The sequence below is a fragment of the Shewanella sp. 10N.286.51.B8 genome, assembly GCF_041469325.1.
In the GTDB taxonomy this organism is placed as follows: domain Bacteria; phylum Pseudomonadota; class Gammaproteobacteria; order Enterobacterales; family Shewanellaceae; genus Shewanella.
The window spans coordinates 61315-74893 of sequence record NZ_JBFRKG010000028.1 but is presented as its reverse complement, the minus strand read 5'-3'; the positions used below and the strand labels follow the sequence as shown (position 1 = coordinate 74893).

Annotated in this window: 9 protein-coding genes; 5 read left to right on the top strand and 4 right to left on the bottom strand. The window is 38.7% G+C overall.

Features of this window, described 5'->3' with window-relative positions:
- The 3 genes from AB4160_RS11295 to AB4160_RS11285 all read right to left on the bottom strand — a co-directional run.
- Positions 1–185, bottom strand: a 185-nt coding sequence (locus AB4160_RS11295; protein WP_372004673.1) for a hypothetical protein, incomplete at its 3' end; no start/stop codon positions are given.
- A gap of 88 nt (positions 186–273) precedes the next feature.
- Positions 274–4560, bottom strand: coding sequence for an EAL domain-containing protein (locus AB4160_RS11290; protein WP_372004670.1), 4287 nt, complete (start codon positions 4558–4560; stop codon positions 274–276).
- Between the two features lie 290 nt (positions 4561–4850).
- A complete protein-coding gene (locus AB4160_RS11285) occupies positions 4851–7583 on the bottom strand; it encodes an insulinase family protein (RefSeq protein WP_372004676.1) in 2733 nt (910 codons plus the stop codon).
- 374 nt (positions 7584–7957) lie between these two features.
- On the opposite strand from AB4160_RS11285, the gene sixA reads away from it, so the two are divergent.
- A complete protein-coding gene (sixA, locus tag AB4160_RS11280; protein ID WP_102437476.1) occupies positions 7958–8431 on the top strand; it encodes a phosphohistidine phosphatase SixA in 474 nt (157 codons plus the stop codon).
- Between the two features lie 140 nt (positions 8432–8571).
- Here the strand turns inward: sixA and smrB are convergent, their stop codons facing one another.
- Positions 8572–9099 (bottom strand): endonuclease SmrB, encoded by a 528-nt coding sequence (smrB, locus tag AB4160_RS11275; protein ID WP_102437474.1) that lies wholly within the window; start codon positions 9097–9099, stop codon positions 8572–8574.
- 80 nt (positions 9100–9179) lie between these two features.
- Here smrB and prmB point away from each other — a divergent pair, with 80 nt between their 5' ends.
- Genes prmB through AB4160_RS11255 form a run of 4 tightly spaced genes read left to right on the top strand, consistent with a single transcriptional unit; the run spans position 9180 to position 13577 of the window.
- The gene (gene prmB / locus AB4160_RS11270) at positions 9180–10124 is read left to right on the top strand and encodes a 50S ribosomal protein L3 N(5)-glutamine methyltransferase (RefSeq protein WP_102437472.1); all 945 of its coding nucleotides are present in this window, start codon (positions 9180–9182) and stop codon (positions 10122–10124) included.
- A gap of 56 nt (positions 10125–10180) precedes the next feature.
- Positions 10181–11275: a chorismate synthase gene (gene aroC, locus AB4160_RS11265; RefSeq protein WP_102437470.1), complete on the top strand. Its 1095-nt coding sequence runs from the start codon at positions 10181–10183 to the stop codon at positions 11273–11275.
- A complete protein-coding gene (locus tag AB4160_RS11260; RefSeq protein WP_102519754.1) occupies positions 11275–12441 on the top strand; it encodes an MFS transporter in 1167 nt (388 codons plus the stop codon). The genes aroC and AB4160_RS11260 overlap by 1 nt, the downstream gene beginning before the upstream one ends.
- The gene (locus AB4160_RS11255) at positions 12438–13577 is read left to right on the top strand and encodes an ATP-NAD kinase family protein (protein ID WP_102437466.1); all 1140 of its coding nucleotides are present in this window, start codon (positions 12438–12440) and stop codon (positions 13575–13577) included. Before AB4160_RS11260 ends, AB4160_RS11255 begins: the two co-directional genes overlap by 4 nt.
- The last annotated feature ends 2 nt before the right edge of the window (positions 13578–13579 follow it).

Below are 13579 nucleotides of genomic sequence, written 5' to 3'. Positions count from 1 at the left end.
TACTTGATGTAAGGGCTGCTAGCTAGTTGAGTACTCGTTTCTGAATACTTGATATGACCACTTACTACTTTAGCTTTCTGGTTAGAAGTATGCAGCCCTTGATTAGAAAATACTGTTTCCGTCGTATTAATAGCAGCGTTAGAAGTTGAAGATAAAATTGCAGCTACGATAATTCCATTAATCATTGTTTAATCTCTCTATTCAGGGTTAATTAAAGTTTTAACTTTTATTTGACATCTGAATAGAGGATTGCAGTTGTTATGCCAATGTTGCTTAAATCGCGGTTTTTTTACTTTGTTTTTTTTGATTGATGTTTAATAATTCGGTGAAATCTTTTTCTGGAACAGGCTTACTAAAGATGTAGCCTTGGATTTCTTCACATTTTAAGGCTTTTAATATATTTAATTGCGCGGTTTCTTCTACACCTTCTCCGACAACAGATAAGCCCATGTTATGTGCGATAGTAATAATGCTATCGACCATTTTTAAATCACGATCTGATTTATCGATATCATCCACAAAAGATTTATCAATTTTCAAACAATGAATTGGGAAATGTTTGAGATATGAAAGCGATGAATACCCAGTACCAAAATCATCAAGGGCTAGAGTCACCCCCATTTGGGCAAGCTGATTCATTACTTTGATGGCATTATCTGGATTTTTAATAATGGTACTTTCAGTAATTTCTAGTTCAAGGTGACAAGCTGGGAGCTTTGTGAGCTCTAATACACTTAATATGCGTTGCTGTAAATCAGGTAGGGCAAACTGTCTTGAAGATAAGTTTATGGCTACACGGCCGTTAAATACACCTTGTTCGCGCCACTTTTGTGCTGCAAAGCAGGCTTTACGTAAAACCAGATCGCCAATTTCGACAATTAAACCATTTTCTTCAGCAAGTGGAATAAATTCATTTGGCGGGATGACACCAAATTCCGGATGAACTAATCTAACTAAAGCTTCCATTCCAGCAAGGCTGTCTTGTTTTAAATCGACTTTGGGTTGGTAATAGACTTCAAAGTAATCTTCTTTTAATCCTTCTCGGATCAAGTTTTCTACTTCTAATTGGCGTAGCGCATTTTTGTTTAAAGACTCTGAATAGAATTGGTAACGATTGCCACCCCCTGATTTGGCATGATACATAGCGATATCTGCTTTTCTTAATAGGGCTTGTTCATTTTGCTCATCTTCAGGGTATAAAACTATCCCGATACTTAAGCTAATAACGAGGGATTCGTTATCAACTTTAAACTCTTGTTTCAATGAGTCTATTATTCGAGAGGCGATAGCCGCACATGAACCAATATCAGGGTTATGGTCAACTAAGATGGCAAATTCATCACCGCCAAGACGATATAAACTAACGTGATTTGGAATATTTTCTTGAAGCCTACGAGCGACATCAATAAGTAACGCATCACCAGTTTGGTGGCCTAGCGAGTCGTTAATACGTTTGAAATTATCTAAATCCAATACCATTAATGTATGGTGGACGTCTTTTTTCACTAGATTGTTCAAGGTTACTTGTAAACTAGAACGGTTAGGTAGCCCGGTGAGCAAATCACTATTGGTTAATTTGCGTAGTTCTTCTTCTTGCTGTTTACGACGAGTAATATCTGAGAATACCCCTACGTAATGACTGGTTTCGCCTTGTTCGTTGTATATAGCATCGACGGTGAGCTCCATTAAGAAATGGCTACCATCGCCGCGATTGGCCTCTACTTCATTACTCCAGCTGCCCTGTTGGGCCAAAGCTGCGTGAATTTGGTTAGAGTAGCTGTCAGGGTAACGAGTAAAGTTAAATAATTGTCCAAGAAATTCAGCTCGGTTTTGGGCGGTTAATTGACAACAAGCATCGTTGACTTCAACAAAATGAAATTTGTCATCTAGAATAAACATGCCTTCAGAAATGTTTTCAATTGCTCTTTCGAATAGTCTTAATTGTTCTTCGGTTTGTTTAATATTATTGATGTTTTTGATGGTACCCGTCATACGCAGCGGTTTTTCTTTGTGATCCCTTTCAACAATTTTTGCTCTATCTAGTACCCAAACCCATTTGTGTTGAAGGCTTTTAACGCGGTATGCAACTTCAAAATGATCTGTTAGCCCTTTAAAGTGGTCATTAAGGGCTGTTTTAACTCTATTTTGATCGAGGGGGTGAATATTGCTTTCTTCTCCAGGTTTTCCTGAGCGATGGCCATCTTGAGGAAACTCTAATGTTCCCCAGATATTGGATCGGTAAATTTCACCGGTTTCAATATCCCAATCCCACATTTCATCACCGCTACCCCATAGTGATAATTTTAATCTTTCTTCACTAAGGGCTATTTGTTTTTGTATTTCTCGTCTGCGTAAAATTGTCTTGGCTATGAGTAGCAATATTAATAAGCCCAATACGGTATAGGATAGTTTTGCTTCAAAAGATAAATACCAAGGCGGGGTTATAGTCACTTGTATTGATTTTGTTTCTCCTTGCTTGCCTGATAAATTATTAATAGCATAAACGTTAAAATAGTAAGTGCCAGCAGAAAGGTTAGTATAAGTTGCTGAGTTAATATTTTGAGCAGGTAACCAATCGTCATTTAACCCTTCCATTTGATAATAAAAAGTGTAATCGTCCAAAGACTTGCCTGGTGTAATAAAAGTAAAGGAGAAAGGATAGTCTGAGTATTTTAGCGTTATATTTTCTTGGATGTTAATTGGTTTTGATAAGATATCTCCACCAAGTTTTTCTGTGATGTTAAAAACCTGAAAATCGGTCAGAGCAACTTTTGATGGGATTTCACTAATGATTTCATTATATATTTTTTGAGGGTTGATAATACTTATTCCACTTGAACCAGTAAAAAGCATATCATCCCCAGTAATTATTGAACCTTGAGAGTTATAATCATTTTGCGCGCCATTTTTATTTGATATTGAGGTATTTTTTAGGTTTATTTTGTTAGTGATATTTATTTCTGTATCCGAAGCCGAGACAATAAAACTATCTAAGATTTCAATTGAGTAAACTATTTTGTTATTTTGGAATATTTTTTGTAAACTTAAGTCTTTAGTTGAAAGCTTTAAAAGTGAATTTATTGTACCGAATAGTATGTGATCTCCATCTAAGGCAAGGCTCATTACCATATTTTTATCATATACTTTATCTTTGTTCTTACCCGTGATTCTGAACAAACCACCTTGGGTAGCAGCCCAAAATGTATCATTTTCCCTTAGTACTTGAAATACCGGATAACGCTCACCTGTGGTTATAGTTTGAATTAAATTATCATTTTTTAAAATTAGTATTTTTCCATCAATGGTTGATGCATAAACCAACTTCCTTGCTTTATCAACTGTTACATAGATTACTTGTTCATCAGATAGTTTTATTGTCGTTAATGAGTTTAAATCAACTTTAGTCAATCCATTGATGTTACCGATGTACAAATTGTCATCTAATAATTCAATAGATTTTGGTCCTTGTATATTGTTCAGTTTTATAGTCGATTTTTCTTTTAAATTATTATCTAATATTTTTACTTCAGAATTGCCAGTTGCAATAAAAATACTATTCTCATTTGCTGTTATTGACCAAGTATTTCCATTGATTTTTTTAGAGGTCTTTATTAGATTCTTATTTCTATCGATTTTTATTAGTCCGATATTAACGTCTGCAACAAAAATAGATGATTTTGTTTCTGTTATGATCGGTCTTGTTATTGAAGTGTTGGCAGTAATATAACCGATATTTTTTATTTTTTTATTTTTTGAAACGGTGACGAGATTTGAATTGATTATTGATGTTATACTATCGTTTCTTTTTGATTGTTCCAAATACATGAGTTGATGATTTGAAAACTTCATCTTTAGGTTGTTTTTGAAACTATAAAGACCATTTGGAGATGATATAATAAGCTCATTGTTTAAAAGTCCAATATCATTTGAATTGTGCTCTATGATAGATAAATTGTTTTTTGATAGTTTAAATACTAAGCCATTATAATTTCTGATAAAAAAATCATCATCAATTTTAATTATTCGTTTTACTTCTTGTAATATTTTACTTTCATAACTCCAAATAACCCGAGTTAATTGCTCATTTAAAATGATAATTCTATTATTAAGACCAAGCGCGATACCTTCTGGTAGATGTGCAAGGTGCCAAATCGATTCATCAATAATCTTACCATCTATTACGATGGGGATAAATTTTTCTGAATTTTCATCAAAAACAGCTAAGCCTTTATCAGTGCCAACAATAAGCCTATTTTTTTCATCAATAAGCAGTGTTTTTACAAATGAGCTGGGCAAGTTTGTATTGTTATTTTCTGCATAGAAATGCTTAAAATTGACTCCGTCAAATCGATTAAGTCCGTTTACAGTACCGACCCATATATAACCTTGGTGGTCTTCGACAATACTTGTCACATTCGGTTGTGATAAGCCATTATCGACAGTAAAGGTTTCAATGTTAAGGTTCAACTCATAATCATTACTTTCAATAGCAAAAGCCGAAGACGAATTGCTTTGAAGAATAAAAAATGCGCATATTAAGAATGGTCTAATCATTGACATATTAAGGATACTTTTGTCTGCTGCAATTGATAATTATTTACAATAAAGTACCACTTTTTCAGAAAGTTAAGCCTTTGTCAAAAAAAGGTTGATTTCTAAGGTTGTGAATGATCAGTATAGTGTTTTCTTTGTAGGGCATATAGTGTTTATTTAGTGTTATTTGTTTCATAATTATCTAATTTTAACGTTTTTATAGCGTATTCCACTGGGTTGCTGTATTTATGCGCAGTTTAGTAAAGTAGTAACAATTAATTATGTGATTAAGTTACGGGTGAAAAATATTACGTTTCTCAAAAATTAAACTTCTCTGCTTGCTGCTTAAAGCCTTTCAAGTCTGTTATCACTTGAGTGTTAGCAATAGGCTCAAGTTGTTGATGCTGCTCTCCAACATTAAATAACACTAATCGGTCACTGTGCTTTGAGCGCATATTTTCTACGATAAACTTAATCAAATCAGCGCGGGTGAGCTTTTTAATTTCCTCTATTACTTTTTCCCTTTGATTAAATTCATAATCACGATTACCAAGACAGACCCAGTAGCGTTGGCTTCGGCTTTTCAAACTAGCATCTTTTTCTGAAATTTGGTTGATCAAACCTTGCTTAGTAGCTTCCCACTGCCCCTTGGTTATCTGCATGACTGCATAGTTAAAGTCCGCGATAAATTCATCGATGGCTTCAAGAAGCTTTCGTGGCGCAGTTGTGGGTGATTGGATGTAGAAAATCATCCCCGGGTGTCGATTTAAAGGTAAATAGCCCGTTCCGACCATATAGCCAAGTTGTTTTTCTGTTCTGAGTTCATGGAAAAATGTCGAAGACATCGTATGATTTAATAAACTAAACAGCCCAATTTGATGGGGAGTTGTTTGTTTTGATTGGTAGTAAATAATGATCGCGCTGTCTTGATGCTCAATGTTGAGTTCCCGCATTAACATGCCGCGATTAGACAGATTAATGAGTTCGCGACTAGATTCGTTACTGGGCTTTGTTACCAATGACAGAACCTGTTTTAAGCGTCTCGCCAGTTGCTGGGCTTCACTCGCTAACCAGTCACCATAGACTAAACCTTCAACATAAATTTTTTCATAAAATGCCCCTACGTGTTCATGTAATTCATCTAGTGTCACTTCCTCTAGCATTTCTGCCATTCTAGTGGGCTCGTAAGAGCGTTTCTGCAGTGTCACAGTCAAGCTAGTGAAGAGCTGCGCGATGGGTTTGGCTTGGGCTGCGTTAGTCCAACTGCGGATAAGCTGCTTTTTGATAAGCTTAAACCTATCTTGGGTAAAGTTTCGCTCTCTGGCTTTTTCAATTACTAAAGCTAATAGCGTTTCTTGATTACCGGTAAAGCCGGTTAGATGCAGTGTTATTCCACCTTGATGAGGGTAAATATTATAATTTAGTCCTGCTACTTCAGCCTGATAAGTGGCTTCAGCGAGGTAATCTAGCACCATCTCAACATACAGTCTTGTTAACGCGGCATGCTTTGGGGTGGGGCTAGCTTGATCTGAGTCCAAGGATAAATATAAATGTCCTTTGGGTACGTTAAACTCATCATCTTTACGATGCCAAAAACGGTAACCTTCATCTTCAGCCACAATGGTCGGCACAGCACTGGTACTTAGTTCACTTCTAGCTTGTGGGTCGTCAACGATAAAAGGATTTTTAAGGGGTAATTTTAGTTCTTTTCTTGGTTTTACCTGCTGCCAATGGGCCACTTTTTCTTTTGAGATCTCCTCAATAGAGTAAGGGGTAAAATACCATTGCGCCTGAGTGTCAGTACTTACTTCCTTTGAGAGTAACTGAGTACGCATGTTGTTAGGATTAAAATAATGAAGTAACTCAAGAGTTTCTGTCTCAATAAGTTTATCCATTCGGTAATCACCGTAAACCACATCTTCAACATCATAGTGCTGCATGTTGATACTAAGGTGGCTGGCAAGATCTAGATTTTTGATTTGTTCTTGAAATTTAAAGGCTGTAGATAACAGGCTTGCTCTTTCTTGATAACGCCAAGGCTCAATGCCTGACTCTTTAATTAATTCAAGGTATTCAAATGTGCAGGTTACGATTTCATCAACTTGCGTTAAACCTTTGTCGGTTAGCTGGATACTGATGCTGTAATCTTTGAAGTTGTAACCACTGACCCCACCACCTGCCGATAAATTATTGGCTAGACCATGCTCTTTTAAATATGACAGTAAACTACCAGGACTTTCATTGCCTAATAAGTGACTAATGAAAGTCAGTGGTTTGGTTTTATAAAAAGGTTCCATGCTAGGCAGGGCAAAACTAATATTGAGCCTCTTTTGCTCTTTTACTGGCATGATATTAATTTTTTTTAGTAATAACTCTTGGCTTAAATAAGGGGTGTCAGGGTAGCTCTTTATTATCTTTTTATTATTAATAGCACTGAAATATTGTTGTACTTTTTCAGCTTGCTGGTCTAACGATAGCGGCGATATTAGGCATAATGTCATAATGTTGGCGCTGTATTTTTCTTGATAGAAATCCAGTAATTCTTGGCGCACATCAGCTTCGTCGCCTGCTAAGGTTTGCAGATTGCCCACTGAAAATTTACTGAATGGATGTGCTGGATTGATTGATTCTTTTTGTACTTGGTAAACCCGTCTAATATCGTCTTTAAGCTTTAAACTGTATTCAGAATCAATGGCATGCCTTTCTCTATCAACGAGTTCTAAGTCAAATTTAGGAGCGATAAAAAATTGACTAAATCGGTCTAAAGATTCTTCAAATTGCTCAGCATCAATACTATAGAAAAAATTAGTTTGTTCAGTGCCTGTCCAAGCGTTGTTGGTACCACCATGGTGATTGATAAACTGATGATATTCACCAGAATCTGGATACTTTTCAGTGCCTAAAAACAGCATATGCTCTAAAAAGTGCGCCATGCCGGGTCGCGAAGTGGGGTCGTCAAAGTGACCCACAGATACGGTCATGGACGCTGCCGCATGGGTAGCCTTGGTATCTTCAACTAATAACACCCGCAATTCATTTTCCAAAACCATATATTGGTATTGGCGATGATCATTTGGGCTTTTCACTATTTCAGGCTGTGTAGTGTCTGGTTTTATGGTCAAGATAATGCTCCAGATGAGAAGGCACTGTATAACGACTTGAGTAACTACTTGGGTTCTTTGTTGCTCACTTTGCAACTATTAAAAAAGTAGTTTGAATATATATAGTGATATTGTTAGCGGTTTTTAGCAACTTTTAGTCACACTGTTGAAAGAGTTTAATAGCTTTTCAGAATAATACGCATAAAATTCATAGAAACATCGACTAAAGACTAATTAATTTTACTTCATAGTTTCTTTGTGGATGAATTATTTAAGGCTACAATTAGCCAATAAACACTATAATAATGAGTAGCGAGAGAAGTATGCAGCTATTTTTAATGCGCCATGGCGAAGCAAGTTTTGACGCCCCATCTGATAGAGAGCGTATGTTATCTCAAGTTGGGCGTAATCAATCAAATACCATGGCCAATTGGTTAACGCAGAAAGTAAACAGTGTCGATTTAGTGATAGTAAGTCCTTACCTAAGGGCACAACAAACATGGCAAGAAGTGGCTAAACATCTACCGGAACCAAACAAATGGTTAGTGTTAGATGATATAACGCCTTCTGGCAGCCCTCAAATCGCTGTTGATGCTATTTTAGCTTATGCTGAACATTACAATGCTCAAAAGGTGTTAGTTATCGCTCACATGCCTATTCTAGGTTATATGGTCAGTGAATTAGTTGCAGGTATGGAGCCTCCGATATTTGCTACATCGGCTATTGTATCGATTGATAAAAACGAACACGGTTTTCATTTTGAGCTAATGCAAACCCCAACACAAATAAGCGCTTAAGTTCTTCCAATGAGTGATTGGTAACTGCAGTTATTGAATCTTGGTTGAGTATTTAATATAAAAGAGCCTTTTAAGGCTCTTTTTAGTTTTGGCTCAAGATAATTATTTAAATGCTTGTCGTTATTAACTGTAAATAGCCGCTATCTTCTATGGGGATGCTCACCAATATCAATCAATACCAGTAGCGCAGCATCAGCGCCCCATTCTTTGGTGGCTTGATGAAAGGCTTTGACTTTTGGGTGTTGAGCCAGCCACATGGGTAATTGCTGTTTTAAAATCCCTGAGCCATAGCCGTGCATGACGCAGCAACAGATAACATGCTGTTTCACACAGGCTTGTATTAAGGCTGCAAGCTCAAGTTTAGCTTCAGCTTGTCGCATGCCGTGCAAATCAAGTAACAAGTCAGGTTGGTAATCACCACGGCGAAGTCGTTTTAATTCAATCTTTTCAACACCATCGTTTAACCAGCGCATCGGCCCTTCAACGGGGAGTAACGGCTGATAGTTATCTGAAAAATAACTGTCGGCATAAACCTGCTGTTCTTTGATTTCGACTTGTTGTTTAGTTTTGACTGACTGTTTAAAATGATGCTTATCTTGGTTTAATGGCCTAATACCATCCAAGTGCTCTGAAAACAGTGCAAAGTCAGGGTTATTTTCTTTATTCATGCTGCTATTGTATTGAATTCTAGGTCATCTTAATAGACTTCAGTTACAATGTGCGGGAACAATTTTTCAGGAGCGATGTTTTGGATAAAATCTTTGTAGATGAAGCTGTCACCGAATTAAGAACCGTTGGCGATATGTTACGTTGGGCCGTTAGCCGTTTTAACGATGCCAACATTTATTATGGTCACGGAACTGATAATGCTTGGGACGAAGCGATTGCTTTGGTTTTTTACGCACTGCACCTTCCTGAAGAAATCGGCCAGCAAGTGGTTCATGCCAATTTAACCAGCAGTGAAAAGCATAAAATAGTGGAATTAATTATTCGCCGTGTTCGTGAGCGTCTACCTGTTCCATATTTGACTAATAAAGCACGCTTTGCTGATTTAGAGTTTTATGTTGATGAACGTGTGTTAGTACCACGTTCTCCAATTGCTGAAATGATCAACAATAATTTCAGCCCTTGGCTTTATAACAAGCCAGTTCATCGTGTGATGGATTTATGTACCGGCAGTGGCTGCATCGCAATTGCGTGTGCCTATGCATTTGAAGATGCAGAAGTCGATGCATTAGATATCAGTGAAGATGCACTTGAAGTTGCTCAAATTAATATTGAATCCTTAGACGTGCTAGATCGTGTTTTCCCTATTCAGTCAAATATGTTTTCTGCTATCCCAAAAGGGCCGCAGTACGATTTGATCGTATCTAATCCACCATACGTAGATGAAGAAGATATTGGCGATATGCCAGATGAATATCATCATGAGCCTGCCATTGGGCTGGCATCGGGTCGTGATGGTTTAGATTTAACCAAGCGTATTTTAGCTAATGCATCAGACTACCTAACAAAAGATGGTCTGTTAGTGGTTGAAGTGGGTAACTCAATGGTGCATTTAATTGAGCAGTTCCCAGACGTACCATTTACATGGGTTGAGTTTGAACATGGCGGCGATGGCGTGTTTGTATTGACTTATGATCAGCTAGTTGAAAATGAATCACTTTTCGCCATCTACAAAGATAGTGAATAATAGGGATAGTGAATAATAGCTATTAGCATAAAATTTAGCTGAGGTAATCAGAACACATGTCAGGAAATAGTATTGGTCAAAACTTTGTAGTGACTACCTTTGGAGAAAGTCACGGTGTCGCATTAGGTTGTATTATTGACGGTTGCCCTCCAGGGCTTGAGTTAACCGTTGAAGATATGCAGCATGATCTCGATCGTCGCCGTCCTGGGACATCTCGTTATACCACCGCGCGTCGCGAAGCTGATGAAGTTCGTATTTTGTCAGGGGTATTTGAAGATAAAACTACCGGTACATCGATTGGCTTATTGATTGAAAATACCGATCAACGTAGCCAAGATTACTCAAATATTAAAGACTTATTCCGTCCTGGTCATGCTGATTACACTTACCAGCAAAAATATGGCTTGCGTGATTATCGTGGTGGTGGACGTTCATCAGCGCGTGAAACGGCGATGCGAGTTGCTGCTGGCGCTGTAGCTAAAAAATATTTAAAGCAAGTACATGGTATTGAAATCCATGGTTACATGTCTCAGCTAGGTCCTATCTGCGCTGAATCAGTTGATTTAAATGAAGTTGAGCAAAATGCCTTTTTCTTCCCTGATGCCAGTAAGCTTGAGCAACTAGACGAATATATGCGTGATTTGAAAAAATCTGGCGATTCAGTCGGTGCTAAAATTACCGTGGCAGCAACAGGTGTTCCTGTTGGTTTAGGCGAGCCAGTATTTGACCGTTTAGATGCCGATATTGCTCATGCGTTAATGGGTATCAATGCGGTTAAAGGCGTTGAAATTGGTGATGGCTTTGGTGTGGTAACCCAAAAAGGCTCAGAAGGACGTGATTTAATGTCGCCAGCAGGATTTGAGTCTAACCATGCGGGCGGAGTGCTTGGCGGTATTTCTTCTGGTCAGCCTGTTGTTGCGCATATTGCATTAAAACCAACTTCTAGTATTTCAGTACCTGGTCAAAGTATGACTGCTCAAGGTACCACAGCAGATGTGGTCACTAAAGGTCGTCATGATCCATGTGTTGGTATTCGTGCTGTACCGATTGCCGAAGCCATGCTGGCTATCGTATTGATGGATCACTTACTTCGTCATCGCGCGCAAAATCAGGACGTGGTTTCCCAAACCCCTGTCATCGGAATGAAGTAATGCCTAATTTGTTAAGCACTGAGCCAAAAGCAGTTTGGCTCAGTGCTTGTTATTTCTTTTTCTTTTCCATCCTCGGTTTAATGGTTCCTTATCTCGGTGTGTTTTTCGATAACCGAGGCTACAATGCGCAAGAAATTGGTTTTCTCATGGCAATACTCATGGGAACACGCATCATTGCACCTAACGTTTGGGCGTTTGTCGCTGATAGAACGGGCATGCGCAGTGAGTTAGTTAAGTTTGGATCAGCTGCCGCGGCGATAACTTACATCAGTTTTTTCTTTGATGCTGGTGTGGTTTACCTTGCCATTAGCTTGTTTATCTATACCTTTTTTTGGAATGCAATTCTCGCTCAGTTAGAAGTGATTACCCTTGAAAGTTTGGGTGATGAAGCGCATCGCTATGGCGCGATTCGAAGCTGGGGCAGTGTCGGTTACATTTGTTTAGTGGTGGCTGGTGGCTTTGCTATCAGCCAGTTTGGCGCTGACATATTGCCCTCAATTGGCATGCTGTTATTCATCGGTATGTTTTTGTGTTCCTTGGCGTTGCCTGCTAATCGAGTCAACGTTGCTGACGCATCTTTAAGGCCCCCTTTAAAAATTACCGCGCCTATATTTTGGTTTTTAGTCTCAGCCTTATTATTACAGATGAGTGTTGGGCCATTTTATGGCTTCTTCGTACTTTACCTAAAGCAAGCGGGTTACTCTGAAGCGAGCGCGGGGTTATTTGTCGCTTTTGGTGTTGTGGTCGAGATCTTAATGTTCATGCTAGCACCAAGGTTACTGGGTCGGTTTGGGGTTAAATTATTACTGCTACTCAGTGTGGCATTAACGGCTGTTCGTTGGTTGTTGTTAGCTTATGGGGTTGATAGCATCTTAATTTTATCCATTAGCCAAGCGCTGCATGCCTTTACTTTTGGTTTAACCCATGCGGCTTCTATTCAGTTTATTCATCGTAATTTTGATATTGCCCATCGCAGCAAAGGCCAAGCCATGTACGCCAGTATCAGCTTTGGTTTTGGTGGCGCGCTCGGTATTTGGATAAGCGGGCTTATTTGGGGTGATGGTTCTGGCTCTACCAATACTTGGATTTTTGCCGCTATGTGTGCATTTTTATCTATGCTTGCCGTTATGGCCATTTCAGAGAAAAAAAAGGACGTTATTTCGTGAAGCGTTTTCGTTTAGGTTTGATTATCAATCCGCTTGCTGGATTAGGTGGTAGTGTCGGGTTAAAAGGCTCTGACGGTGTTGCGACGCAAGCTATTGCAAAAGGCGCTGAGCCCAAAGCGCAGCTTAGAATGCAACAAGCTTTAGAGGTTGTGCTGCCATTTAAAGATCAAATCGATATTATTACCGCATCCGGCGCGATGGGGCATGATTTAGCCCAACAGCTTGGGTTTAATACTGAGTGCGTTTATCAGTCTGCGAATATAACCGAAGCTAAAGACACTCAATCAGCCGTTAAAGCACTGATCAATGAATCGTTAGATTTACTGTTATTTGCCGGTGGTGACGGCACTGCCAGAGATATTTATAGTGTCATTGAGCAAGATGATACTGCGCTTTTACCTGTGTTAGGTGTGCCTGCTGGGGTTAAGATTCACTCTGGGGTGTATGCGATTACCCCCCATGCTGCCGGTGTTGTGGTTGAAATGCTGTTAAAACGTGAATTGGTGAGCTTGATGGATGCTGACGTGATGGATATTGATGAAGTGGCGTTTAGGCAAGGTGTGGTAAAAGCTAAACGATACGGTGAAATGCAGGTGCCTGCAGAGCCACGTTATATTCAAGCGGTAAAAATGGGCGGCAAGGAAGTCGATGAACTGGTGTTAGCTGATATCGCAGCTGATGTGATTAGTCAGATGGAAGATGAGCTGTATATCATAGGCAGTGGCTCTACTGTTGCTGCGTTAATGGAAGAGCTCAATATTGATAACACCTTATTAGGTGTTGATGTGATTCATGATCAAACCTTAGTAGCCAGTGATGTTACTGCTAAGCAGTTAATTGAGCTTACTCAGCATAAACCCACAAAACTGGTTATTACCCTCATTGGCGGTCAAGGCCACATATTAGGTCGAGGTAATCAGCAGTTGTCTCCAGAGCTAATAAAACAAGTTGGTAAAGACAATATTATTATCCTTGCTACAAAAACTAAGTTAAAAGCACTTGAAGGCAGGCCATTAATTGTGGATAGTGGCGACCCAGAATTAGATAGAGAGCTTACGGGCTATTATAAAATTGTTACTGGATACCACGATTACGTGATGTACCAAGTGGCAAATCCAGATTTATCGGAGAGCTAAAC